General features: G+C 67.5%; 22 protein-coding genes and 1 rRNA gene. 15 read left to right on the top strand and 8 right to left on the bottom strand.

Annotation, left to right across the window (positions count from 1 at the left end):
* Position 1 precedes the first annotated feature (1 nt).
* The 4 genes from rrf to DC347_RS15850 all read left to right on the top strand — a co-directional run bounded on the left by rrf (position 2) and on the right by DC347_RS15850 (position 4,613).
* Positions 2–118 (top strand): 5S ribosomal RNA (gene rrf / locus DC347_RS15865).
* A 343-nt stretch (positions 119–461) separates the two neighbouring features.
* Positions 462–1,220, top strand: coding sequence for a LamB/YcsF family protein (locus DC347_RS15860; RefSeq protein ID WP_018762097.1), 759 nt, complete (start codon positions 462–464; stop codon positions 1,218–1,220).
* 2 nt (positions 1,221–1,222) lie between these two features.
* Positions 1,223–2,872, top strand: coding sequence for a 5-oxoprolinase/urea amidolyase family protein (locus DC347_RS15855; protein WP_109863605.1), 1,650 nt, complete (start codon positions 1,223–1,225; stop codon positions 2,870–2,872).
* A complete protein-coding gene (locus DC347_RS15850; protein WP_109863604.1) occupies positions 2,865–4,613 on the top strand; it encodes a biotin carboxylase N-terminal domain-containing protein in 1,749 nt (582 codons plus the stop codon). The genes DC347_RS15855 and DC347_RS15850 overlap by 8 nt, the downstream gene beginning before the upstream one ends.
* On the opposite strand, the gene DC347_RS15845 is transcribed toward DC347_RS15850, so the two are convergent.
* Entirely contained in the window at positions 4,610–5,623 is a 1,014-nt protein-coding gene (locus tag DC347_RS15845; RefSeq protein WP_240617819.1) for a prenyltransferase/squalene oxidase repeat-containing protein, read from the bottom strand. The genes DC347_RS15850 and DC347_RS15845 overlap by 4 nt on opposite strands.
* Positions 5,624–5,682: 59 nt before the next feature.
* On the opposite strand from DC347_RS15845, the gene DC347_RS15840 reads away from it, so the two are divergent.
* From DC347_RS15840 to ppsA, 8 genes are all read left to right on the top strand, one after another.
* A complete protein-coding gene (locus tag DC347_RS15840; RefSeq protein ID WP_018762093.1) occupies positions 5,683–6,360 on the top strand; it encodes a GntR family transcriptional regulator in 678 nt (225 codons plus the stop codon).
* Positions 6,361–6,571: 211 nt separating this feature from the next.
* On the top strand, positions 6,572–7,285 hold the full coding sequence (locus DC347_RS15835; RefSeq protein ID WP_109863603.1) for a DUF969 domain-containing protein: 714 nt from the start codon (positions 6,572–6,574) through the stop codon (positions 7,283–7,285).
* Positions 7,282–8,253: a DUF979 domain-containing protein gene (locus tag DC347_RS15830; RefSeq protein WP_018762091.1), complete on the top strand. Its 972-nt coding sequence runs from the start codon at positions 7,282–7,284 to the stop codon at positions 8,251–8,253. The genes DC347_RS15835 and DC347_RS15830 overlap by 4 nt, the downstream gene beginning before the upstream one ends.
* A 34-nt stretch (positions 8,254–8,287) precedes the next feature.
* Positions 8,288–9,385, top strand: coding sequence for a DUF2891 family protein (locus tag DC347_RS15825; RefSeq protein WP_109863602.1), 1,098 nt, complete (start codon positions 8,288–8,290; stop codon positions 9,383–9,385).
* A gap of 196 nt (positions 9,386–9,581) precedes the next feature.
* On the top strand, positions 9,582–9,842 hold the full coding sequence (locus DC347_RS15820) for a hypothetical protein (RefSeq protein ID WP_018762089.1): 261 nt from the start codon (positions 9,582–9,584) through the stop codon (positions 9,840–9,842).
* Positions 9,843–10,069: 227 nt separating this feature from the next.
* Positions 10,070–10,879, top strand: a complete 810-nt coding sequence (locus DC347_RS15815; protein ID WP_018762088.1) for a slipin family protein — start codon at positions 10,070–10,072, stop codon at positions 10,877–10,879.
* A gap of 94 nt (positions 10,880–10,973) precedes the next feature.
* Positions 10,974–11,792 (top strand): pyruvate, water dikinase regulatory protein, encoded by an 819-nt coding sequence (locus DC347_RS15810; protein WP_026264675.1) that lies wholly within the window; start codon positions 10,974–10,976, stop codon positions 11,790–11,792.
* A gap of 142 nt (positions 11,793–11,934) precedes the next feature.
* Positions 11,935–14,355 carry a phosphoenolpyruvate synthase gene (gene ppsA, locus DC347_RS15805; RefSeq protein ID WP_109863601.1) on the top strand — a complete coding sequence of 807 codons (2,421 nt, stop codon included), beginning with the start codon at positions 11,935–11,937 and terminating at the stop codon, positions 14,353–14,355.
* 40 nt (positions 14,356–14,395) lie between these two features.
* Here ppsA and DC347_RS15800 read toward each other — a convergent pair whose 3' ends face one another.
* Both DC347_RS15800 and DC347_RS15795 read right to left on the bottom strand, forming a co-directional pair.
* The gene (locus DC347_RS15800) at positions 14,396–14,902 is read right to left on the bottom strand and encodes a DinB family protein (RefSeq protein WP_109863600.1); all 507 of its coding nucleotides are present in this window, start codon (positions 14,900–14,902) and stop codon (positions 14,396–14,398) included.
* A 34-nt stretch (positions 14,903–14,936) separates the two neighbouring features.
* Complete coding sequence (locus DC347_RS15795) at positions 14,937–16,613, bottom strand: FAD-binding dehydrogenase (protein ID WP_109863599.1); 1,677 nt, start codon at positions 16,611–16,613, stop codon at positions 14,937–14,939.
* 124 nt (positions 16,614–16,737) lie between these two features.
* Between DC347_RS15795 and DC347_RS15790 the strand changes: the two genes are divergently transcribed.
* The gene (locus DC347_RS15790) at positions 16,738–17,634 is read left to right on the top strand and encodes a diacylglycerol kinase family protein (RefSeq protein WP_109863598.1); all 897 of its coding nucleotides are present in this window, start codon (positions 16,738–16,740) and stop codon (positions 17,632–17,634) included.
* A gap of 65 nt (positions 17,635–17,699) precedes the next feature.
* Here the strand turns inward: DC347_RS15790 and DC347_RS15785 are convergent, their stop codons facing one another.
* The 5 genes from DC347_RS15785 to DC347_RS15765 form a co-directional block, all read right to left on the bottom strand.
* Positions 17,700–17,957: a hypothetical protein gene (locus DC347_RS15785; RefSeq protein ID WP_109863597.1), complete on the bottom strand. Its 258-nt coding sequence runs from the start codon at positions 17,955–17,957 to the stop codon at positions 17,700–17,702.
* A gap of 98 nt (positions 17,958–18,055) precedes the next feature.
* Positions 18,056–18,496 (bottom strand): hypothetical protein, encoded by a 441-nt coding sequence (locus DC347_RS15780; RefSeq protein WP_240617818.1) that lies wholly within the window; start codon positions 18,494–18,496, stop codon positions 18,056–18,058.
* Positions 18,497–18,754: 258 nt separating this feature from the next.
* Positions 18,755–19,276 (bottom strand): hypothetical protein, encoded by a 522-nt coding sequence (locus DC347_RS15775; RefSeq protein ID WP_018762080.1) that lies wholly within the window; start codon positions 19,274–19,276, stop codon positions 18,755–18,757.
* A gap of 143 nt (positions 19,277–19,419) precedes the next feature.
* A complete protein-coding gene (locus tag DC347_RS15770) occupies positions 19,420–20,550 on the bottom strand; it encodes an alkaline phosphatase family protein (RefSeq protein WP_109863595.1) in 1,131 nt (376 codons plus the stop codon).
* Between the two features lie 2 nt (positions 20,551–20,552).
* Positions 20,553–21,818: an alkaline phosphatase family protein gene (locus tag DC347_RS15765; protein ID WP_018762078.1), complete on the bottom strand. Its 1,266-nt coding sequence runs from the start codon at positions 21,816–21,818 to the stop codon at positions 20,553–20,555.
* 340 nt (positions 21,819–22,158) lie between these two features.
* On the opposite strand from DC347_RS15765, the gene DC347_RS15760 reads away from it, so the two are divergent.
* Positions 22,159–23,544 carry an OFA family MFS transporter gene (locus DC347_RS15760; protein WP_109863594.1) on the top strand — a complete coding sequence of 462 codons (1,386 nt, stop codon included), beginning with the start codon at positions 22,159–22,161 and terminating at the stop codon, positions 23,542–23,544.
* 1 nt (position 23,545) lies between these two features.
* Positions 23,546–23,689, top strand: a complete 144-nt coding sequence (locus DC347_RS21705) for a hypothetical protein (RefSeq protein WP_018762076.1) — start codon at positions 23,546–23,548, stop codon at positions 23,687–23,689.
* The last annotated feature ends 80 nt before the right edge of the window (positions 23,690–23,769 follow it).

Here is a 23,769-nt window from a genome sequence, read left to right as displayed (position 1 = left end):
TTACGGCGGTCATAGCGTGGGGGAAACGCCCGGTCCCATTCCGAACCCGGAAGCTAAGACCCACAGCGCCGATGGTACTGCACCCGGGAGGGTGTGGGAGAGTAGGACACCGCCGGACACACACATTGGTCGAGGCCCCAACCAAACGGTTGGGGCCTCCCACATTTAACACCACCACCACCCACCACACGACCACGCCCGCTCACACCCGACACGTAACCCCGCAACCCCCGCACACATCTGAGCGGGCGTTGGGGGAGAAGCTGCAGGAAGTGAGCGGGCGTCGGGGTTGGAGTTGCAGGAAGTGAGCGGGCGTTGGGGGAGAAGCTGCAGGATGTGAGCGGGGGTCGGGGGAGAAGCTGCAGGATGTGAGCGGGCGTTAGTAAAAGTCGATCGGATTGTTGAACAATCCGGATTTATAGGGCATTCTTGGAGTACCACCAATCCGAGACGGAGATCACATGCCCAGCATCGACTTGAACAGCGACGTCGGCGAATCGTTTGGAAACTGGTCCTTCGGCGATGACGCCGCCATTTTCGAAAGTGTTTCCAGCGCCAACGTGGCCTGCGGCTTCCACGCAGGCGATCCCGTGGGCATCATGGCCACCTGCCAGGCCGCCGCCAAGGCCGGCGTCACGGTGGGCGCCCACCCCGGCTACCGCGACCTGGCCGGCTTCGGCCGCCGGTTCGTGGACATGACCCCGGCGGAACTGACCGCTGACGTGGTTTACCAGATCGGCGCCGTCCAGGCCGTAGCCCTCGCCGCCGGAACCGCAGTCCGCTACGTCAAACCCCATGGTGCGCTGTACAACACCATCGTCAACCACCCCCGGCAGGCCGGCGCCGTGGTGGCCGCCATCCTTGCCGTGGACCCCACCCTCCCCCTCATGGTCCTGCCGAACTCCGAGATCCAGCGCCAGGCCGACGCCGCCGGGTTGCGCACGGTCACGGAAGCCTTCGCCGACCGTGCCTACAACCCTGACGGCACCCTGGTCTCCCGGCGCGAACCCGGAGCCGTGCTGCACGAGGTGAAGGACGTCGTCGAGCACGTCCTGCGCCTGGCCACCGATGGCGTGGTCCGCGCCGTGGACGGTTCACTGGTCCCGGTCACAGCGGAAAGCATCTGCCTGCACGGCGACACGGCCGGCGCCGTGGCCATGGCCGCCGCGGTCCGCGCCGCCCTGGCGGACGCCGGCATCACCATCCAAAGCTTCGCCTAGCCATGGCTGCCACACAACAGCGCCCGGCCACGGCGCCGGTCCTTACCGCGATCAGGCCGGCAGGAGACCGGGCAATCCTGGTCGAGCTCTCCTCCCTGGACGCGGTGCTCAGCCTCCAGGCACAACTTATGGCGCACCCCCGGCCGGGCCAGATCGACGTCATTGCCGCCGCCGGGACCGTGCTGATCACCGCCGATTCGCCGCATGCCCTGCAGGAGCTGGCCGAGCACGTTCGCGGCCTGGACCTTGACGCGCCCGCGGAGGCCGACAGCACACTGGTCACCATTGAGGTGGTGTACGACGGCGACGACCTGGACGAGGCCGCGGCGCTCACCGGCCTCGGCCGCGAAGGCGTCGTGGCAGCCCACACAGGCCAGCTGTGGACGGCAGCCTTCGCCGGATTCGCTCCGGGCTTCGCCTACCTCACCGGCGAGAATTCCACCCTTGACGTGCCGCGCCGGCGCTCCCCGCGAACGGCGGTACCCGCCGGGGCAGTGGCCCTGGGTGGACAATACTCGGCGATCTATCCCCGGCAGTCACCGGGCGGATGGCAGCTGATCGGACGGACCGACGCCGCACTCTGGGACCTTGAACGGGAAAACCCGGCGCTCATCCGCCCGGGCGATACCGTCCGTTTCGCCGCCGTCCGGGCTCAAGCCACCGTTCGGCGGCACACCGAAACTGCTGCCAGCGCGGAGGCTCACGAGGAACATGCCTCGGCGGGCCTGGCCGTGCGAAAGCCTGGCCTCCAGGCCACCATCCAGGACCTCGGCCGGCCGGGCTACGCAGCCCTGGGTGTCAGCAGCTCCGGTGCCATGGACCGGGGTGCCCTGCGCCGCGCCAACCGCTTGGTGGGCAACCCGGAGGACGCCGCGGGAATCGAAACCCTCTTCGGCGGCCTGGAACTCGAAGCCCTGACCGACCAGGTCCTCGCCGTCACCGGCGCCAGCGCGCCATTGGAGGTGACGTCGTCGAACGATGCCCAAACGACGGCGGCGGTGCGGCATCCGGCGTGCGACGCCCCGTTCGCGCTGCTGGCAGGGGAGCGGCTCACAGTGGGTGCGCCCACGGCAGGGCTGCGCTGCTACCTGGCCGTCCGTGGCGGGGTCGCGGGCCCGGCCGCACTGGGCAGCCGATCCACCGACACCATGTCGGGGATCGGTCCCGAACCGCTCACCGCAGGAACCATCCTGCCCGTGCATGCCGCCAAACCGGGCAGCATTGTGGGCAACCCCGAAATCTCACCCCTCCCGGACCAAGGCCACGCCACAGTGCTCCGCGTGGTTCCTGGACCGCGGCAGGACTGGTTCAACGCTGAAACCCTGAAAAGCTTCCTGTCCCAGGAGTGGACCGTGACACCCAAGTCCAACCGGATCGGCCTGCGCCTGGACGGACAAGGACTGACACGGAGCAAGGAGGGTGAACTGGCGAGTGAAGGCACTGTCCGCGGCGCCGTGCAGGTGCCCCCGGAAGGCCAGCCGGTCCTTTTCCTCTCCGATCATCCGGTGACCGGCGGGTATCCGGTGATTGCCGTCGTCGTCCACGCTGACCTGGACAAAGCCGCCCAACTTCCGCCGGGTGCCACCGTGCGGTTCACCGCAGCATCCCCGGCAGACCAGCCCGACACACCGAAGGAAAGCTTCCATGCGTAAAGTCCTCATTGCCAACCGCGGCGAGATTGCCGTCCGGATCGCCCGGGCCTGCGACGATGCGGGCCTGGAGAGCGTTGCCGTCTACGCCGATCCGGATGCCGATGCGCTGCACGTTTCCGCCGCCACCGAGGCGTACTCGCTGGCCGGTTCCCGGCCGCAGGAAACCTACCTGGACATTGAAAAGATCCTGGCGATCGCCGCCACAAGCGGTGCCGACGCCGTCCACCCCGGATACGGCTTCCTGTCCGAGAACGCCGGGTTCGCCCAAGCCGTGATCGACGCCGGCCTGACCTGGATCGGGCCCTCGCCGGACACCATCCGGCTGCTCGGCGACAAGGTCAGCGCCCGCGAGGTTGCCGTCCGCGCCGGTGCCCCGCTGGCACCGGGAAGCGACGGCCCGGTGGCCAACGCCGCAGAAGTCCGTGCGTTCGCGGAACAGGTTGGCCTTCCGGTAGCCATCAAGGCGGCCTTCGGCGGCGGCGGACGCGGCCTGAAAGTAGTCCGGAACCTTGCCGACATCGAGGAAAGCTTCGACTCTGCGGTACGCGAATCCCTTGCAGCCTTCGGCCGCAGCGAATGCTACGTGGAGAAATTCCTGGACCGCCCCCGGCACGTGGAGGCCCAGGTCATCGCGGACACACACGGCAACGTGGTGGTGGTCGGCACCCGCGACTGCTCGCTGCAGCGCCGGCACCAGAAGCTCGTGGAGGAGGCCCCGGCGCCATTCCTTACGCCGGACCAGCGGGCCGCCATCCATGCCTCGGCCAAGGCCATCTGCCGGGAAGCCGGATATGTGGGCGCCGGCACCGTGGAGTACCTGCTGGACGGCTCCGGTTTCCTGAGCTTCCTGGAAGTCAACACCCGGCTCCAGGTGGAGCACCCCATCACGGAGGAAACCTCCGGCGTGGACCTGGTGGCCGCCCAACTGTCCATCGCGGCGGGGGAGGTGCTGCCCATTCTTGACGACCCCGAGCCGCGCGGCCACGCGTTTGAGTTCCGGATCAACGCCGAGGACCCGGGCCGCGGATTCCTGCCGTCCCCGGGCACCGTGGATTCCTTCGAGGTGCCCACCGGGCCGGGAATCCGGCTGGATACCGGTGTGCGGGCCGGGTCAACAGTGCCGGGACAATTCGATTCGCTGCTCGCCAAACTGGTGGTGACCGGCGCGGACCGGCAACAGGCCCTCCGCCGCGCCCGCCGCGCCCTGCGCGAGTTCCGTGTTGGCGGGCTGGCCACCGTCCTGCCGTTCCACCGCGCCGTGGTGGAGGCTCCAGACTTCACCGGCACCGATTCCCTGGGCGTTTACACCACCTGGATCGAGAGGGAATTCGCTGCCGAGCTGGAAGCGGACCCCGCGTTCAGCCCCGCCGCACCCGAGGAACCGCGCCGGACCATTGGCATCGAAGTGGACGGCAAGCGGATGGAGCTCGGACTTCCGGCCGTGCTGCTGGATTCGCTGCTCAACGGCGGTGGCCGCGGCCGTCCCGACGCGGCGGAGGGGAGCGCGGCTGCTCCGGCCGGGAAGAACGACGGCGACCTGCTGGCCACCATGGCCGGCACCGTGGTCAAGTGGCTCGCTGAGCCCGGAACACTCGTCGAGGAAGGCGAGGCGGTGCTGGTGCTCGAAGCCATGAAGATGGAAACGGCCGTGACCGCCCACCGTGCCGGCACGGTCGGGGAGCTGTACGCGGCGCCCGGAGACGCCGTCGGGCCCGGCCAGGCGCTCGCCACCATCGTTTAGGCGGCCGGCGGGGCACCTGGCGACGGCATGCGCGCGAACACCCGGCAGACCGCGAGGCTGAACCAGAGCTGGAGGTCGTGGAACCGGTCCCGGAGCAGATGGCCGGTGAAGAGCCCCGAGGGTTCCTGGTGAGCGGACAGCCAGTCGCGCGCCCTGTCGGTCTTTTCCGATTGGAGGTTGGGACTGATGACACTGATTGCGTCGAGGGCGGACACGAGGTCCGTCATCCAAAAGGGAAAGCTGAACTCGGTCCAGTCGGAGACGCGGCCCTTGTCCGGGTAGGCATCCGGCTCGAAGAAGCGGCCCGCAAGCAGCGCCGCAGCGTGTTGTGCGGAGGCACCGGCGCGGTGCCCAGGATGGGCCGCGTACGCCCTGAGGACTACCCCGGTGATCAGGTGTGAGAAGGGCCGGGCCGGGTCGCCGGTGATGGTCCGCTGGTCGTCGAGCGCGTCGAGGTTTCTTCCCCGGGTGCGGAACGGAAGGGCCCAGCCGCCGTCGTCCTGCCGCGACGCCTCAAGCCAACTGAAGGCACGTTCCAACCGGGGGTCTCCGCTGTAGCCCGCCTTGCTGAGGAGCCCGATGAGGGCCGCCGTGTAGTTGGGAGACACTTGGTTGCCGTAAATCCCCCGAAGATCACCTTCGGCGGACTGGCGTGAGAGGACATAGTCGGCCGCTGCCGCGAGGGCGGGATGCCGGTGCGTGAGCCCGAACATCTCCACCAGGAACCCGAGTTGCCGGTAGGTTTCCAGCAGGTCGTAATCCGTCCGCGCCCGGGGCCGCCTCCCCGGGTAGGTCCACGACCCGTCCGCCGCCTGGCGCCGCAGGATCCGGCGCGGGATCGGAAGGTCCCAGAGTGCCGCTTCAGGCGTTCCCGCCGGGCCGGCGGCAGGGCCTGACGGTGGCGGGGGGAGTTCTTTGGCAGCCCAGTAACGCACAGCCGGGTGCCCGCTCGAAAGCAGCGGACTGATCGGGTCGAAGCGCAGGCCATACAGCCATGTCATGGTCACCATGATGGCGGAATACGTCAGGCGCGGACAGGGTACCCGTGCCCTGCCGATATCGTGGTGCCATGACGTTTGACGAGGTGCTGGCCGATCTTCAAGCCCAGGCCAGGACCACCAAGCACGCCGAAACCGGGCTGTGGGTGGCCGCACAGCTTCGCAGCCGCATTGAGGCCGGCCAGCTCAAGCCCGGCTCCAAGCTCGCCGAGGAAGCCCTCCGCGAGGCCCTCGGCGTGTCCCGGAACACCCTCCGGGAGGCGTTTGCAGCCCTGCACTCGGAACATATCGTCACCCGCATTCCCAACCGCGGCGTGTTCGTCGCGCACCCCACGGCCGAGGACATCCGCGAGATCTACCGGGTCCGCCGCTTCCTGGAGCCGTCAGCGGTCCTGTGGTCCGGCACGGTCTCCACGGAGCCCCTGGCGGCAATCGTCAAGGCAGCGAGGGCTGCCGCAGCCGACGGCGACATCCCGGGCATGGCCGGGGCCAACCAGGACTTCCACCGCGCCATCGTGGACCGCGCCGGCAGCGAACGCCTGAACAGCCTCATGGACCAGGTGCTGGCCGAGATGCGGCTGGTATTCCATTCCATGGCCGCCAATCCCGCCTTCCACGAACCCTACGTGGAGGACAACGCGAAGATCGTCGAGCTCCTGGAGGCCGGGGAACTGGCCGCGGCAGCGGACTTCCTGGCCGGCTACCTGGAGCGCGCCGAAGCGCAACTGCTCGCCGCCGTCGGCCGCTGACCTGATCCTTTCCGCAGGAGGGGTTGCGGGATTGTTGAACAAAACGCTATGCTGTGGATCACACCGTTGTCCTGCAGCACACACAATCCTGCAGCCCTAACGTGACCGGGGCTCCCGCCCCTCGGCGCCGCCCCACCGACTAAACCTGGGCACGGACGCGCCGGCCCCCACTTTCGCAGACCCGTCACGGGTCCCCTGGGAAGGGATAATCATGCTTGTACTCATCGGGGTGCTGCTGGTGATCGTTGGCTTCGCCATCCGCCTGAACCCCCTGATTGTCGTCACCGTCGCGGGCATCGTCACCGCGCTCCTGGGCGGCATGAACCCCGCGCAGATCCTCGAGTCGTTCGGCACCGGCTTCGCCAGCAGCCGCTCCGTCACCATCTTCGTGGCGGTCCTGCCGGTGGTGGGCATTATCGAATTCTTCGGGCTGCAGGAGCAGGCCAAAACCCTCATCGGCCGGCTCGCCAAACTGACCGCGGGGCGCGTCCTGATCGGCTACCTGGCCGTCCGCCAGATCACCGCCGCCGTGGGCCTGACCAGCATCGGCGGCCACGCACAGACCGTCCGCCCGCTGGTGTTCCCCATGGCGGAGGGCGCAGCGCTGCGCCGCTACGGCCACGTGCCGGAAAAGATCAGCGAGAAGATCAAGGGCCACGCCGCCGGCGCCGACAACGTTGGTGTGTTCTTCGGCGAGGACGTGTTCGTGGCGGTCGGCTCCATCCTGCTGATCACCACGTTCGTGGACACCACCTACCACCTGCACCTGGAACCGCTCCAGCTGGCGCTCTGGGCCATCCCCACCGCCATCGCCGCTTTCCTCATCCACGGCTTCAGGCTGCTGCGCCTGGACAAGCAACTGGACAGGGAATACCGCGAGTTTGAGCTCACCGCCCAGAAGGAAACCGCAGGAGAAGCCAAATGATCAACGTTGAAGCCGTTTACTGGCTGGTCGGCATTCTGTTCGTCGCATGGGCGTCGCTGATCGCCGCCGACACCAACCACCCCCGCCGCTGGGGCAGCTCGGCCTTCTGGGGCCTGCTGGGCCTGTGCTTCTTCTACAGCACCTGGGTCCAGGCAGGAACCGCACCCGCCTGGATCCTGGGCGTCGCCGTCCTGGTCCTGGTGGTACTGGCATCCACCGGCCTGCTGGGCCACGGCAAGCACCGCACCTCCACCGGGCCCGAGCGCGAGGCCTACGCCAAACGCTTCGGCAACAAGCTCTTTATCCCCGCCCTGACCCTGCCCCTGGTCACTGTGATCCTGGTGCTCGCTGCTCCTGTGCTGGTGATCGGCGGCACCCCGCTGCTGGATCCCAAGAACACCACGCTCGTGGCGCTGGCCATCGGCGCCGTAGCCGCCGTCGTCGTCGCCCTTGTCATCCTCAAGCCCAAGAACCCGGCCACGCCCCTCTTCGAAAGCCGCCGGATCCTCGAATCCATCGGCTGGGCCGCATTGCTGCCACAGATGCTCACCACGCTGGGCATCCTCTTCACCAAGGCCGGCGTCGGTACCGCGGTGGGTACCCTGGCATCCGGCCTGCTGCCCAAGGGCTCGCTGATCGCGGGCGTGCTGGTGTACTGCATCGGCATGTTCCTCTTCACCGTGCTGATGGGCAACGGCTTCGCGGCCTTCCCGATCATGACCGCCGCCATCGGCTGGCCCGTACTGGTGCAGACCTTCCACGGTGACCCCGCCATCATCTTCGCGATCGGCATGCTCGCCGGCTTCTGCGGCACCCTCTGCACGCCCATGGCAGCCAACTTCAACCTGGTGCCGTCCGCGCTGCTGGAGATGAAGAACAAGTACGGCGTCATCACGGCCCAGGTGGGCACGGCCATCCCGCTGCTGGCAGTCAACATCGTGCTGATGTACTTCCTGGCCTTCCACTAAACCTTCCGCTCATCCCGGCTTTCAAAGGAGCATGATGGACAACGATCTTCGCGTACAGGCGGCCCCGGACTACGCCGCCGTGGTGCTGGGCAACCTTTCGGAGCCCTACCCGCACTCGGCACACCACACCCAGGTGTCCGCCGACGACCGTCCCACGCCGGAGCAGATCCACCCCGCGTTCTACACCTCCTTCGACTGGCACTCCTGCGTCCACATGCACTGGCTGGGGGCCAGCCTGCTGGGGGCCGCCTCAGGATCGCCTTCGTCCGGGGCTGCTCCGCAGGGGGCGTCCGACGGCGGGACGGCGGCTTGGGTGGACGGCCCGACTGCCGCGTCGCTGCGGGAAGCCCTGGGCGCCAACCTGACCCCGGCCAAGCTGGCGGTGGAACGGGACTACCTGCTGGCCAACCCGTCCTGGGAACGTCCGTATGGCTGGGCGTGGCTCATGCGGCTTGCGGCCACCTGTTCCGCGTCCTCCGATGCGCAGATCCGCGAATGGGGCTCCGCCCTGGAGCCGCTGGTGGATGCAGTGGCGGAACTCAGCGTGGCGTGGATGGCCAAGGCGCAATACCCCGTCCGGCACGGGCTGCACACCAACGCCGCGTTCGGTGTGGGCTACATGCTGGATGCCTTCCGGTCACTGGGCCGCGCCGATGCTGCCAGGGCGTGCGAGGAAGCGGCCCGTGAGTGGTTTGGGAACGACCGTGGCTGGCCGGGGGACTGGGAGCTCAGCGGCCAGGACTTCCTCTCCGCCGGCCTCAGCGAGGCGGACCTGATGCGCCGGGTGCTTTCCGCGGACGAGTTCGCAGGCTGGTTCGCGGGGTTCCTGCCTGAGCTCTCCACGGCGTCGCGGATCTTGCAGCCGGTGAGCGTGACGGATGAGACCGACGGCTACCTGGTGCACCTGCACGGACTGAACCTGACCCGGGCCGGCCAGGTGGCGCGCATCATCGCCGCCCTGCGCGAATCCTCCAAGCCCGAGGCATCCGCCGCGGCGGCCGTCCTCAGCGAGGCACTCGATCCGCTGTTGAAGGCCGGGCTCGCCGGGCTGGAGAGCGGCGACTTCATGTCCACGCACTGGCTGGCGAGCTTCGCCTGGGACGCGCTGGGATCCGTGGCGGCGCTGGACTGAGGTTGCGCTGGCCGGGGCCGGTTTGCCGGTAGGCCCGTCGCCGGCTGACCAGTCACACTCCGTCCAAAGCCTCCGGACCATGCATGCTGTGCCATGGCGCGTTAGTCTTGCTGCACCACGCCGGCGTGCGTGACCTGGGAGCAGCGGGCAGGGTTGTAATGAGCTGACTGTCCGCCCATGAGCCCGGAGGAAACCGATGCGCCAGCACGTCAGTACATGCCTGCCAGACCCTGCCGTGGCAGGGGACACCGCCACCCTCAAGCCCCGGCGGAAGCGGACCAGGCACCCCCGGCTTGCGGTGGGGGACCGGGTCAGTTTTGCCGAAGGAACCTTGGCCGGCACCGGGGTCGTGGACGCCGTGACCTCCGATTATTCGATCATCTGGGTGTGGACCGATGAAGGCCAGGGCCGCAGGATGTTCTTGCAGGGGTACGGAAGCATCGTTTCTGCGGTTTAGGTTCGACGCCGAAGCCCGGGCGGCCGCGGACGACCGGCCACGAGCCACACAACTCCGCCCACCACGCCCGAAGGCAACCACAAGGCGGCGCCTGTCGCATTCACACGTCCAGTATGCTCCGGTTCCAAGCTCCCGGACGCCTTTGGTGGGACAATAAGTGCAGGGCCCCTGTCACGGCGCCAGCCAGGTGCCGGCACGGCCCGCGCAAAGACCAGGAGGGGATCCCGATGGACCCCACCACCGTGACTGTCATTGTCCTCGTTATCCTGCTTCTCGTTGCTGCGCGGATGTCCATCCGGATCGTCCGCCAATACGAGAAGGGCGTACTGTTCCGGCTTGGCAGGGTGGTCGGCGTAAGAGACCCCGGCCTGCGGTTGATCATTCCTGTTATCGACCGGCTGCCGCTGGTAAGCCTCAGGATCGTGACCATGCCCATCCAGTCGCAGGGCATCATTACCCAGGACAACGTCAGCGTGGACGTGTCAGCGGTGGCCTACTACCGGGTGGTGGACGCCGTGAAATCCGTCATCGCCATCGAGAACGTGGCCGCGGCCATCGACCAGATCGCCCAGACCACGTTGCGGAAGGTGGTTGGCCGCCATACCTTGGACCAGACCTTGTCCGAGACCGAACGGATCAACGGCGACATCCGCGAAATCCTCGACGTGCTCACCGTCGAATGGGGCGTGGAAGTCACCCTGGTGGAGCTCAAGGACATCCAGCTTCCCGAAAGCATGAAGCGTGCCATGGCCCGCCAGGCAGAAGCCGAACGCGAGAAGCGAGCGAAGATCATTGCCGCCGAAGGCGAGGCCATCGCCGCTTCAGCGCTCGGCGATGCGTCCGACACCATGATGGCGCACCCACTCGCGTTGCAGCTCCGCAACCTGCAGTCCCTGGTGGAAATCGCCGTCGACAAGAACTCCACGGTGGTGTTCCCCGCCCCGCTGATGAGCACCATCGGTGAACTCTCCGCCTTCCTGGCCCGCGAGAACCAGGCAGCGTCCGCCGCCGGGCCGTCCCCTGTGAAAGCGGCCTGACCGGCGGACCGGCCTGCGTACAACCAACGCGTCGGCCGGGCCCGCGCCAGTCCAGACGTCGGGTCCGCACCACAGCGGCCGCTAAAGTCGTGCCATGACCACTGCTGCTCTACGCCCTGTCTACTTCCTCTCGGACAGTACGGGCATCACCGCGGAAACGTTGGGCAATACGCTGCTGACCCAGTTCCCGGTGGCCGACTTTGACCGTGTCACCATCCCCTTCATCACCACGGCCGAGCAGGCACGGGCGGTGGTGCGCACCATCGACGGCCTTGCCGCCACCGGGCCCCGGCCGCTGGTCTTCTCCACCGCCGTCAGCAGCGAAATCCGGCAGATCCTGGCCGGCTGCAAAGGCGTGATCGTGGACCTGATCGGCACGCACGTGGGCGTGCTGGAACAGGCGCTCGGCGCGCCTGCCAGTGGCGAACCCGGCAGGGCGCACGGCCTGGGCAACGCCGCGCGCTACCAGTCCCGGATGGCGGCTGTGGAGTACGCGATGGAGCACGACGACGGCCAGAGCCTGCGTGCCCTGGAGAAGGCGCAGGTGATCCTGGTGGCCCCGTCCCGGTGCGGCAAGACGCCCACCACCATGTATTTGGCACTCCAGCACGGGATCTTCGCCGCCAACTTTCCGCTCGTTGACGAGGACTTCCAGCGGGACGGCCTGCCGAAGCCGCTGCAGCCCTTCGTGTCCAAGTGTTTCGGCCTGTCGTCCAACCCGCTGCGCCTGAGCCAGATCCGCACCGAACGGCGGCCCAGCTCACCCTACGCATCCTTGCGTCAGTGCGGCTTTGAGTTGCGCAGCGCCGAGCAGTTGTACGTATCCCACCGGATCCCGTACCTGAACTCCGCCACCGTGTCCGTGGAGGAGATGGCGGCCACCATCCTGCAGCGGATGAATCTCAAGCATTAGCAACAATTCACAAACGTGGCGTGGCGCACATCATGTGGAAAGTGCGCGGCAGACCTGCCACTGTTGACAAGGTTTTTCTTCCGGCCGGCACTACCGTGGCGGCCAGCAATGCCTAAGCCACCTCTGCAAAGGAGCAGTAAACATGACCACAGACGTTCTTTGGTTCTCCGAACTCGGGCTTGAGGACTTGGACAAGGTGGGCGGCAAGAACGCCTCCCTGGGCGAGATGGTGCAGAACCTGACGTCCGCCGGCGTCCAGGTCCCGGACGGATTCGCCACCACGGCGGACGCGTATCGCCGGTTCCTGTCCGATTCCGGCCTGGACCAGAAGATCGCCGACCGGCTCGTTGGCCTTGACACCGATGACGTGACGGCGCTGGCGGCTGCCGGCCAGGAGATCCGGTCCCTGGTCCGCGACACGCCGTTCCTGGCGGATTTCGAGGCGCAGGTCCGCGAGGCGTACGAGCAACTGGTGGACAAGCACGCCAGCTCGCAGGATCTTTCTTGGGCGGTGCGCTCCAGCGCCACGGCAGAAGACCTTCCCGACGCCTCGTTCGCCGGGCAGCAGGAGACCTTCCTTAATGTCCGCGGCATCGAGAACATCCTGCAGGCCATCAAGGACGTCTTTGCCTCGCTCTACAACGACCGCGCCATCGCCTACCGCGTGCACCACAAGTTCGAGCACGCCGAGGTGGCACTCTCGGCGGGCATCCAGCGCATGGTGCGTTCCGACGTCGGCGCTTCCGGCGTCATGTTCACCATGGACACCGAGTCCGGCTTCCAGGACGCCGTGTTCGTCACCTCCTCCTACGGGCTGGGGGAAGCAGTGGTCCAGGGCGCCGTGAACCCCGATGAGTTCTACGTGTACAAGCCCGCCCTGGAAGCCGGCCGGCCGGCCATCCTCAAGCGGGGCCTGGGCGAGAAGGCCCTCCAGATGACCTACACCACCAACAACGAGATCGGCCGCACCATCGACTTCGTGCCGGTGGAGGAGTCCCAGCGCTCGCGCTTCAGCCTCACGGACGACGACGTCGAGCAGCTGGCGCGCCACGCCGTCGCCATTGAGAAGCATTACGGCCGCCCGATGGACATTGAGTGGGGCAAGGACGGCATCGACGGTGGACTGTACATCCTGCAGGCCCGCCCGGAAACCGTGCAGTCCCGCCGGGCCCCCGGCAGCATGAGCCGGTTCCGCCTGAACGCGACCGGCCCGGTGCTGGTGGAGGGCCGCGCCATCGGCCAGCGGATCGGCGCCGGCAAGGTCCGGATCCTCACCGCGATCGACCAGATGGCCTCTTTCCAGACCGGCGATGTCCTGGTGGCGGACATGACCGACCCTGACTGGGAACCGATCATGAAGCGTGCCTCCGCGATCGTCACCAACCGCGGCGGACGCACCTGCCACGCGGCCATCATCGCCCGCGAGCTGGGGATTCCCGCCGTCGTGGGCACCGGCAACGCCACTGACGCGCTGGCCGACGGCCAGGAGGTGACCGTCTCCTGCGCCGACGGCGAGACCGGCACCATCTACGAGGGCCTGCTGGACTTCAGCGTCGAGGAGACCGGGGTCACCGATCTGCCCGAGGCGCCGGTGAAGGTCATGATGAACGTCGGCACGCCGGAACAGGCGTTCACTTTTGCGCAATTGCCCAACCACGGCGTGGGGCTGGCCCGGCTGGAGTTCATCATCAACCGGCAGATCGGCATCCACCCCAAGGCGCTCCTGAACCTGGACAGCCAGCCGGAGGAGGTGGCCGCCGAGATCCGCGGGCGGATTGCCGCGTACGACAGCCCCCGCGACTACTACATCAAGCGACTGGCCGAGGGCGTGGCCACCATTGCCGCCGCCTTTGCGCCCGAACCGGTGATTGTCCGCATGTCCGACTTCAAGTCCAACGAGTACGCCAACCTCATTGGCGGCCCGGCGTACGAACCGCACGAGGAGAACCCGATGATTGGGTTCCGCGGCGCGTCCCGCTACCTGGAACCATCCTTCCGGGACTGCTTCGACCTTGAATGTGAGGCACTGTCCTTCGTCCGCAACGAGATGGGCCTGACCAACGTCAAGCTGATGATCCCGTTCGTGCGGACACTGGACGAGGCACGCGGCGTCATCGACCTGCTCGCCGAGAACGGCCTGCGCCGCGGCGAAAACGGCCTTGAGGTCATCATGATGTGCGAACTGCCTTCCAACGCGCTGCTCGCCGACGACTTCCTGGAGTACTTCGACGGCTTTTCCATTGGCTCGAACGACATGACCCAGCTGACCCTGGGCCTTGACCGTGACTCGGCCATCGTGGCCAACAGTTTCGACGAGCGGGACGCGGCAGTGAAAAAGCTGCTCAGCATGGCCATCAAGGCCTGCCGGGCGCACGGCAAGTACGTGGGCATCTGCGGACAGGGCCCCAGCGACCACCCGGACTTCGCCGAATGGCTGGTTAAGGAAGGCGTCAACTCCGTCTCCCTGAACCCGGACACGGTGGTGGACACCTGGCTGCGGCTCGCGGGCGCGGCGGAAGACTCGTCCGCCGGGCCAGTGGCTGCCGCGGCCGGCGCAGCCTGACCAGAGCGCCGAAAGGTCCAGGGGCGGTCCCGCCGCGGTGTCATCGCCGTGACGGGACCGCCAGCACCTGCTCGCGCAGGATGTCCGCGTGGCCGCAGTGCTGGGCCAGTTCCCGCAGCATATGCAGGTACACCCAGCGCAGCGGAAGCGGGCCCCGCCGGTTGCCGGTGAGCACATCGTCCAGGCCCAGCCCGGCCGCGGCCGCCCGGGAGGCGGCGCACGCCTCCCGGTGGGCTGACCGGACGGAGGCCACCGTGTCGGCGTCGTCAAGCATGAACGATTCGTCCGGGGTGGCCGGGATGCCGATCTCACTGCGCGCGCGGCCCGTGACGGCTTCGTCGAACCAGACCTTCTCCACGAAGGTGGCGTGCTTCACCAGGCCCAGCAGCGTGGTGCGGGACGGAACCAGCCGGCGCCGGGCCTGCTCTTCGGTCAAGCCGTCCAGGCAGTCGTCGAGCGCAGCCCGGTGCTCGTCCAGGAAGAACTCGAACTGGGCACGCAGCGGCTCGGAAATCACGTCGTCCATGGAACGGGGGAGGATGGCCATACGCCGACCCTAGCAAGCCGGAAAGGATGCGCGGCTACAACGTCCGGGCCAGGGAACGCCCCACCGTCCTGCCGGTGAAGATGCAGCCGCCCAGGAAGGTGCCCTCGAGGGCGTTGTATCCGTGGGCGCCGCCGCCGCCGAACCCGGCGGCCTCCCCGGCGGCGTACAGCCCGGGAATGGGGGCGCCTTCCTGGCCGAGGGCCTGCCCGGACAAATTCGTCTGGATGCCGCCGAGCGTTTTCCGGGTGACGACGTGGAGCCGCACCGCGATCAGCGGGCCCGCCTTCGGATCCAGGATCCGGTGCGGCTTCACTGTCCGGAAGAGCCGGTCACCCAGGTAGCGGCGGCTGTTGCGGATGCCCGCCACCTGGGCGTCCTTGGAATAGGCATTACGGATCTCGGCGTCGCGTTCCCCGATCTGGCGCCGCAGCAGCGCACCGTCCAGCAGCGGTTCCGCGGTGAGCCCGTTCATGCCGCGGACCAGGTCCGGCAGGTTGTCCGCCACCACAAAGTCCGCGCCGTGCTCCTTGAACGCCTCGATGGGACCGGACGCGCCCCGGCCCAGCCGGGTCTTCAGCAGCAGCCTGAGGTCCCGGTTGGTAATGTCCGGGTTCTGTTCGGAGCCGGAAAGGGCGAACTCCTTTTCGATGATCCGCTGGTTGAGGATGAACCAGGAATGGTCGTACTGCTGGATGTCCGGGGTGGTCCGCAGCAAGCGGAGGGTGCCCAGCGTGTCGTAACCGGGCAGGCCGGGGGAGGGGAGCCGCCGGCCCAGAGCATCGAACCACAATGAGGAGGGGCCGGGCAGGATCCGGATGGCGTGGTCCGGCCAGATGGGATTCCAGTTCTGGATCCCCTCGGTGTAATGCCACATCCGGTCCCGGTTCACCAGCCGGACTCCGGACCCGTCGGCGATGTCCAGCATCCGCCCGTCCACATGCTGCGGCACCCCGGTGACCATCCTGCGCGGCGGTGTCCCCAGCCGGTCCGGCCACCAGCGCCGCACCTGCTCATGGTTGCCGCCGATCCCGCCGGAAGCGATCACCACAGCCTGCGCCCGCAACTCAAAGTCCCCAACAATACCCCGGTTGGAGGACACCCCACGCGGCGACGCATCAGGTGCCAGCACTGCGCCACGCACCCCGGTGACCGTACCGCCGTCGTACGTTAAACCGTCCACCCGGTGCCGGAAGAAGAACGTGACGCTGCCCGCCGCGGCCGCCTCCCGCGCCTTGTCCGCGAACGGTTCGGACACCCCGGTGCCGGTGCCCCACGGGACGTGGAAGCGGGGGACCGAGTTGCCGTGGCCGCCGGCCCTGCCATCGCCGCGCTCGGCCCAGCCCACCAGCGGCGTGAACCGGATGCCCTGCTCCTGCAGCCAGGCGCGCTTGTCGCCGGCGGCGAACTCCACGTAGGCGCGGCCCCACTGCGCGGCCCACTCGTCGTCCGGGTGCGGTCCGGAAAGCTGGTCCCATTGCGCTGAGCCCTGCCAGTCCTGCCACGCCAGCTCGAAGGAATCCTTAACGCCCAGCCGGCGCTGCATGGGGGTGTCCACAAGGAAAAGCCCGCCCAGCGACCAAAACGCCTGGCCGCCCAGGTTGGCCTGATTCTCCTGGTCCAGGATGGCGACGCGCTTTCCCGCACGGACCAGCTCGTTGCAGGCCACCAGCCCGGCCAACCCGCCACCAATGATGATCACGTCCGCGTCCATGCGTGCCTGCCCGGCGGGTTGTCCACTCATCGTCCCACTCTGCCATCCGAACCGGCCGTCGGAAACCAAGGCCGCGGGTTAGGCTGGAGCCACCCGCACCAGGAACCCGGAGAACACGTACGCCATGGCTGATGACGGAGCACCTGCCGCACCTTTCGACCGTGCCGTCCTGATCTTCAATCCCGGCCGGCCTGGAATGGGCCAGCGGATCGAGGCGTTGCAGCGGGAACTGGCCACCGACCTGCCGGGGCTGCCCGTTCACCTGTTGCCAACGGAATTTGCCGGCCACGCCCGTGAACTTGCCCGGGGCGAGGCGCGCCGGGGTGTGCCGCTCATCCTTTCCGTCAGCGGGGACGGCGGGTACAACGAGGTGGTCAACGGCGTGATGGACGTGCCCGGGAGCAAGGCCGTCTGCGCCGTCATTCCCGCCGGAAATGCCAACGACCACTACCGAAGCCTGCCGGTGCGAACCTTCGCGGAAGCAGTGTCAGCCGGTGTGGGCCGGCGCATTGACCTGCTGCGGATCACGCTCCGCACCGGAACGCAGGAACGGGTCCTGTACGCGCATTCCTACGTGGGGTTCGGGCTGACCTCGCTGATGGCCATCGGCATTGAACAGGGCGGCAAGGGTAAGGTCCTGGAGCTCGTCTCCGTGGCCCGCACGCTCTCGAGGTTGAAGCCCTTCGAACTTGTCCGAGATGACGGGGCCACCGCCCGGTTCGACAGCCTGATCCTGGCCAACGTCTCACGCATGGCCAAGTACGGCACCGTCAGCGAGTCGCATTACCCGGACGATGGGCGGTTCGAGGTGGTGACGCTGCCCCACGCCGGGTTGATGAAGATGGCCCTGATGACGCTCCGCGCGGTCACCCTGGGGCTGGGGCATCAACCGAGCGTCAGCCGCTATGCCTTCTCCACCAGCGATACGGTGCCCTGCCAGATTGATGGTGAGGTGGTCTACGTCGAGGCGGGAACCCATGTCCTGGTGGAAAGCGCCAAGGGAGCCCTGGCCACCCTCTGACGTCTTAGGTCGGAGTGACGCGCGGGCCGGGGTACCGCCGCCGGGCGGCAGTACCCCGGGACCAGCTACGGCTGCACGGAGTCGAAGAACGTGTAATCCGGATTCGGCCCGGCCTCATGGGATTTCATCCTGATAAAGTCCACGTCCTCCCGGGACAGCGTGGTCTCACCGTGGGGATCTCCGTTGGCTCCCTCGCCGGCGGCTGCACTGATCTGGGCGGAAATTGTCCGTGGCAGAATCATGCAGCCTGGGTTCGCCAGCAGCCATTGGGTGACCGGAGCGGGAAGCAGGTTCCACTGGTCGCGAATACTGATGTCAGTCATGGGGTGTGCCTTTCGTAATGGTGTCAAGGACGCCCCCAGGCCCGGGATGCGCCGGTGCCGGCCGCGGTTTACGCAGCCGGCACACGAGGAGGAAAGGCTTAATCGAAGTGGATGTCTGCGGCCGCCTTGCGCAGCGACTCAAGGCGCTCTTCTTCCACCAGGCCCAACGCTTCGAGTTCGTCGGTTCGGTGGGTCCGTTCCTGGGCGGCCTGGGCTGAAATGTCGCGCAGGATCACGCCTACAAGATGGGCCAGGCCTGCTTTGAGGTCCACCAGGTTGGTGTTGGTGATCAGGAGGCGGCGGTCTGAGACGCGGAGTTCCACATCGCTGTACCCGGCGTCGGCCAGGCGTTGTTTCGTCGCTTCGCCGTGCAGCAGCTCGATTTCGCGGGGCTGCGGCCGGCGGGAGAATACCGCCGGAACGGTGTACCGCGTGGGGCCTTGGGCGGTGCCCAGGTTCGGTGGCAACGCGGATGCGAGGACTCCGCTGACCGATAGCGCCGAGTCGGCGCGTATAACAGAGTCTTGGATGGTGGTCATGGTGTCTACCAGCGTTCTGAAGGGTGCACTGCCGGATCCCGGGACGCGGGGCGGAGTGGCTGGGGCAGGGGATCCGGGGCCGGATCGGCTGCAGTGGAGGTGAACGGTGTTAACCCGTTCCGGCCGGTGTTGTGGTGCGGCCCCTCGTCGTACCGATTCCCTGCTGTGCCGGCGTCGAGGCTACTCGGTACGGCGCGCGCCGGCGGCCGTGGAAGGCAACCGGGAATCGGGCTCATTTTCGGGGCAACGGATGTCCTGTCACGATGTCCCGAGATACTTTGAGTCTACGCTCATCAGCGACTCTTCCGGGCCGGGATGCGGAACCGGCCCGCCGAAGGTCGGACGCCGGCCGGAACGGTAGGCGGAATCAATTACGGATGCGAGTTCGTCCAGCACGGTGTGGTTTCCGGGGAGCACCACGTGGGCCAGGAATTCCGATTCGAGGGAGGCGATTCCCGCGGCCACGGCTCCGAGTTTGGCGTCAATGGCCAGGGCCAGGGCATGCCATGATTTGCGGTTAGCGCGTTCGAGGATTTTCGCGTTGGCTTCGTGGACCCGGCTGTCCGCGATGTCGCCACGAATGGCCAGGGCGCCGTCGGACTGCAGCAATGGCATGACAATCCGGAATTGCCGTCCGGTCCCCCTAAAAGCCACAGCGCTCCGGTCCCCTCGCTGGGTGAACAGGATGTCCGTTGCCCCGTAGTCCGTGAGCGCCTGCCTGATGTGCTTCCGGGAAGCCTCGCTGCTGAAGGAGTCGCCGCGGGTGTAAGGGCTTGTCATCTCCTAACTATGCGCCTCGCCGCCACCCTTTCCTAACGTCGCCATAACGCATCGGCCGCGGAACAGCAATGGACCCGGCAAACGCTGCACTGCAGTCCGTTTGCCGGGTCCATTCGAGGGGAGGCATGCAGCCCCGGTCAGGCTCAGACCCCCGCGTTGTACACGTCCAGGCCAAACCGGTTGAGCCCGGGCGTCCCGGCGTACCCCAGGTACGGCAGCCCAAAGGTGTCCTCGATGCTGGCGAGCAGGCTGTAGTGGTTGTACGGCGTGGTGGACCAGGTTCCGCCCTTCGTGAAGGGGGAGAGGACCAGCGCGCCGACGCGTCCGCCGCCCATGCCCGTGATGCCTGGCAGGGCCGCGTTCGGGCCCGGGCCTTCGCCGCAGCAGGCACTGGCGTCCGACTGGGGCCCGTCGGATTCGTCGAAGGTGATCACCAGGACGCCGTCCTGCTTGAACGCCGGAGAGTTGGTGATGACCGGAACCCATTGCTTGAGCCAGGCGTCAGCGCTTGCCAGGCCGCCGGGCTGCCCGTCCACGCAGGGGGAGTCGTGTCCGTCGTGGCAAAGGTTGGGCGTGATCATGGACAGGTTGGGCGTGGTGGCAGCCGAGGCGAGGTCCGTCTGCAAGGCGGAGAGGTCGACGTCGTTCGTGGCGCAGTCCGGTGAGCCGGTGATCCCGGCGAAGTAGACGAACGGGTTGTGGCGGGCGGCGTACTGGTCGCCCACCTTGGCTTTCTGGGTGTCATCGACGGCGCCCAATGCCGGGTGCCGGCAAGGGGTGCCCATGTCCTCCATGTACCCCTTCCAGGATTTCCCGGCGTCTTTGAGCTGCCCGGCCACCGTGGGAACGCTGGCCGGGAACACGCAGCCGTCGCCGACTGCTTGGCCGGGGCTGGCGGTGCCGCTGCCGACGAACGGGGTGTAGGTCTGGCAGTCGGCCTGCATCTGCGGGTTGGGTCCCTGGCCGGAAATCTGCGCCACGTAGTTGGGCTGGGAGTTGTGCGCCGTGCCGTAGTACTGGTTCAGCAGGACGCCTTGGCTGCGCAGGGTCTGGGAAAGATAAGGAGCGGCCGACGCCGGGCCCCAGGTTTCGTCGTAGCCCTTGTTTTCGAGGTTGATGACGAAGACGTGGTTGGCGCCGGGCAGGTAGCTGGAGGCCGCCGGCGCGGTGGCGGGAGCGGGGGCTGCGGCGGCCGGCTGTGACGGCGTTGCCGCCCCGCCGACGATGGCGGCGGCGAACACGGCGATGGCCGCTGCGGCGGCACGGAGTTTCATTGTCACGGGAGTTTCCATCCGTCGGCGAGTGCTTTCTGTTTCAGTCCAGACCATTCCTCTTCCGGCGGCGGACCCACCGGGGAGCAGGCGGGGCCGGCCACGAATGGCGGAACGAGGTATCTCGGGGCGGCCAGGTTGGCAGGGGTGCCGAAGTCCAGGACCTCTGCAATATTGCGGGCGGCCTGGTCACGCTGTGTGAGGGGCGCCAGGTTCCAGCGCCATTCGATCGCTTTCAGGACCGAGGTGTGGTCGTAGACATCGTGGGCGACGTACCGGCGCCGCGCCCTGGGCGAGACCACCAGGGACGGCACCCGGAAGCCCCGCAGGGCGGTGTCCGGGTTGGTGTCCGGGGCGGTGGCCGGGGGCACATGGTCGTAGAAGCCGCCCCATTCGTCGTAGTTGACCACCAGCAGGGTGGTGGCCCAGCCCGGCCCTGACGTCACGGCGTTGTAGACCTCGGCCAGGAACGTTTCTCCGGAGCGGATATCGGCGTGCGGGTGGTCATCGCCGGAGGTCCCGGAGCCTTCGTCGGTGAACCGTGGATCCACGAAGGACACCGCCGGCAGCGCCCCGGCGGAGCAGTCGGCGAGGAACTCCGCATAGGGGTGGGAAATGCCCTGGTACTTGGCTCCCCAGAGTGCGGTGAACGGGATGTCGCCGTAGTAGTACTTACCGGATACGCCTGCGCTGGCCAGCCGGTCCCAAATCGTGGGAAGGGTACTGGTGGCGGTGGAGTTGTGGATTCGGTCGGTGGCGGCGGCGTGCTGGTAGAACCGGTTGGGGTAGGTCTCGGCCATCGTCGCGGCGAAGTAGCGGTCGCAGACAGTCCAGTCGGGGCCGGCCTGACGCCAGAAGTCCAGGTCTTCGGCGCCGTAGTAGCCCACGGCGAACTCGTCGTTTTCGCCGGCCCGGAGCCAGCCGTCGTTCTTGCCGTTGTTGTATTGGATCCGGCCGCCCTCGTAGGAGTGGTCAGGATCCGGGTGGCCGCAGCCCTGGAAGTCGGTCAGGTGGTAGGTGGAGTGCGGGATGCCGTAGCGGTCCCGGAAGGTCAGTCCGGACTGTGTGCCGTCGGACCCGGGCAGCCAGCCGAGGAAGTGGTCGAAGGAGCGGTTTTCCATCATTACCACGACGATGTGCTCGATGCCGGAGTCACCGGGAGCCGGGAGGGCCGGCGGGGCCGCGGCGGCTGCCCGCAGGGTGCTTCCGGCGGCCAGGGTGGTGGCAGCCGCGGTGCCCGCTGCGAAGAAGCGGCGTCTGGAAAGATTCACGTCAGATTCCTTGTCCGTCATGGAGGACGGCGAAGCGGGCACGCCCCCCACGATGGGCCGATCGCCGGACCGTAAGTTACTGGTCGGTATATTTCGCGTTCACCAGTAGATCACGGCGAGGTTACGGCCCGGGCCCAAACCGGGGTCCGTTCATGCAGAGTTCACCGGACGTTCGGCGGCTTGAGGCGCGTCCCGTGGTGCCGCTCGCCGTATATTCACTACCGGTCGGCGCGCCAACAGTACGTTTGCTGATGATTTGCATGATGATTGCCGGAGGCAACGGGCCGGGCCCTTCGCCGCTGGACACCGTCGTCTTCCACCGAGCAAGGGAATCATCATCATGGGCTTCCTGGACCGTGACCGAACCATCGCCCCGCCGGGCTTCAACCGCTGGCTTGTCCCGCCGGCAGCGCTCGCTGTCCACCTCTGTATTGGCCAGGCCTATGCCACCAGCGTGTACAAAACCGCGCTGGTCAAGCATTTCGGCGCCAGCTTGACCGAGATCGGGGTGATCTTCTCCATCGCCATCGTGATGCTGGGCCTCTCCGCCGCGGTCATGGGCACGTGGGTGGACCGGAACGGTCCGCGGAAGGCGATGTTCACCTCGGCCATGTTCTGGGTGGGCGGCTTCCTGGTCGGCTCCCTGGGCATCTTCACGCACCAGCTTTGGCTGGTCTACCTGGGTTACGGCGTGGTGGGCGGCATCGGGCTTGGCATTGGCTACATCTCGCCGGTGTCCACGCTCATTAAATGGTTCCCGGACCGCCCCGGCCTGGCCACCGGCATGGCGATCATGGGCTTCGGCGGCGGCGCGCTGATCGCCAGCCCCGTGTCCCAGGCCCTGCTCAAGGCCTACGATCCCAACTCCGGTGCGCAGGGCTGGGTGGCCAGTGGCGATGCCGTGGGGAAGCTCTTCCTGACGCTCGCCGTCGTCTATCTCGCCTACATGCTGTTCGGCGCCTTCACCATCAAGGTCCCCGCAGACGGCTGGCGCCCGGCCGGGTTCGACCCCGCCAAGGTCAAGGCCGCCAAGCTGGTCACCACGGAGAACGTCTCCGCCAAGAACGCCATCAAGACCCGGCAGTTCTGGCTGGTATGGGTGGCGTTGTTCTGCAACGTCACCGCCGGCATCGGCATCCTGGAGCAGGCGGCGCCCATGATCCAGGACTTCTTCCGGAAGGCCGACGGCGGCTCCCTGGTCAGCGCCGGCGTTGCCGCGGGCTTCGTGGGGCTGCTGTCCATCGGCAACATGGCAGGGCGGTTCGCCTGGTCCGCCACCTCGGACATCACCGGCCGCAAGCGGATCTACATGGTGTACCTGGGCGTCGGCGCGGTCCTGTACACCGTGCTGGCGCTGGCCGGTGCCACGGCCACGTTCCTCTATGTGGTGCTGGCGTTCCTGATCATTTCGTTCTACGGCGGCGGTTTCGCCACTGCCCCGGCGTACCTGCGGGACCTGTTCGGGACGTTCCAGGTGGGCGCCATCCACGGCCGGCTGCTGACGGCCTGGTCAGCGGCCGGGGTGGCCGGTCCGCTGATCGTCAATGGCATCCTGGACGCGCAGGGGAAACCGGGCCAGTTGACCGGCGCGTCCTACCAGCCGGCCCTGCTGACCATGGTGGCCCTGCTGGTGGTGGGCTTCGTGGCCAACCTGCTGGTCACCCCCGTCGACGCCCGATTCCACGAACCCCGCCCCGCGCGGCACGAACCAGCCATGGAGGCCTGAGATGACCACAGCACATACCCACAGCGGGCAGGAACCGGTCCAAAGGTCCACCGGCAGGCTGGTCCTGGGCTGGATCCTGGTGGGGATCCCGCTGGCGTACGGGGTGTTCCAGACGCTGACCCAGGTGGCGGCGCTGTTCGGGTGAGCCCTGCGCGCCGTCCCGCGTCACGCAGGGCAGGCTTTAGCAGGGGCGGACGACGGCGGGTCCCGGCTTTACGGGGTTCC

The sequence above is a fragment of the Pseudarthrobacter sp. AG30 genome (assembly GCF_003116525.1).
Taxonomy (GTDB): Bacteria; Actinomycetota; Actinomycetes; order Actinomycetales; family Micrococcaceae; genus Arthrobacter.
The sequence above is the reverse complement of the archived record's forward strand: the minus strand, read 5'-3'. Positions and strand labels throughout refer to the sequence as shown.

Excerpts from the sequence above, each read along its gene's own strand:
- DC347_RS15860 (WP_018762097.1), top strand. The coding sequence starts at position 462 with ATGCCCAGCATCGACTTGAACAGCGACGTCGGCGAATCGTTTGGAAAC.
- DC347_RS15855 (WP_109863605.1), top strand. The coding sequence starts at position 1,223 with ATGGCTGCCACACAACAGCGCCCGGCCACGGCGCCGGTCCTTACCGCG.
- DC347_RS15850 (WP_109863604.1), top strand. The coding sequence starts at position 2,865 with ATGCGTAAAGTCCTCATTGCCAACCGCGGCGAGATTGCCGTCCGGATC.
- DC347_RS15845 (WP_240617819.1), bottom strand. The coding sequence starts at position 5,623 with ATGGTGACCATGACATGGCTGTATGGCCTGCGCTTCGACCCGATCAGT.
- DC347_RS15840 (WP_018762093.1), top strand. The coding sequence starts at position 5,683 with ATGACGTTTGACGAGGTGCTGGCCGATCTTCAAGCCCAGGCCAGGACC.
- DC347_RS15835 (WP_109863603.1), top strand. The coding sequence starts at position 6,572 with ATGCTTGTACTCATCGGGGTGCTGCTGGTGATCGTTGGCTTCGCCATC.
- DC347_RS15830 (WP_018762091.1), top strand. The coding sequence starts at position 7,282 with ATGATCAACGTTGAAGCCGTTTACTGGCTGGTCGGCATTCTGTTCGTC.
- DC347_RS15825 (WP_109863602.1), top strand. The coding sequence starts at position 8,288 with ATGGACAACGATCTTCGCGTACAGGCGGCCCCGGACTACGCCGCCGTG.
- DC347_RS15820 (WP_018762089.1), top strand. The coding sequence starts at position 9,582 with ATGCGCCAGCACGTCAGTACATGCCTGCCAGACCCTGCCGTGGCAGGG.
- DC347_RS15815 (WP_018762088.1), top strand. The coding sequence starts at position 10,070 with ATGGACCCCACCACCGTGACTGTCATTGTCCTCGTTATCCTGCTTCTC.
- DC347_RS15810 (WP_026264675.1), top strand. The coding sequence starts at position 10,974 with ATGACCACTGCTGCTCTACGCCCTGTCTACTTCCTCTCGGACAGTACG.
- ppsA (WP_109863601.1), top strand. The coding sequence starts at position 11,935 with ATGACCACAGACGTTCTTTGGTTCTCCGAACTCGGGCTTGAGGACTTG.
- DC347_RS15800 (WP_109863600.1), bottom strand. The coding sequence starts at position 14,902 with ATGGCCATCCTCCCCCGTTCCATGGACGACGTGATTTCCGAGCCGCTG.
- DC347_RS15795 (WP_109863599.1), bottom strand. The coding sequence starts at position 16,613 with ATGGACGCGGACGTGATCATCATTGGTGGCGGGTTGGCCGGGCTGGTG.
- DC347_RS15790 (WP_109863598.1), top strand. The coding sequence starts at position 16,738 with ATGGCTGATGACGGAGCACCTGCCGCACCTTTCGACCGTGCCGTCCTG.
- DC347_RS15785 (WP_109863597.1), bottom strand. The coding sequence starts at position 17,957 with ATGACTGACATCAGTATTCGCGACCAGTGGAACCTGCTTCCCGCTCCG.
- DC347_RS15780 (WP_240617818.1), bottom strand. The coding sequence starts at position 18,496 with ATGACCACCATCCAAGACTCTGTTATACGCGCCGACTCGGCGCTATCG.
- DC347_RS15775 (WP_018762080.1), bottom strand. The coding sequence starts at position 19,276 with ATGACAAGCCCTTACACCCGCGGCGACTCCTTCAGCAGCGAGGCTTCC.
- DC347_RS15770 (WP_109863595.1), bottom strand. The coding sequence starts at position 20,550 with ATGAAACTCCGTGCCGCCGCAGCGGCCATCGCCGTGTTCGCCGCCGCC.
- DC347_RS15760 (WP_109863594.1), top strand. The coding sequence starts at position 22,159 with ATGGGCTTCCTGGACCGTGACCGAACCATCGCCCCGCCGGGCTTCAAC.
- DC347_RS21705 (WP_018762076.1), top strand. The coding sequence starts at position 23,546 with ATGACCACAGCACATACCCACAGCGGGCAGGAACCGGTCCAAAGGTCC.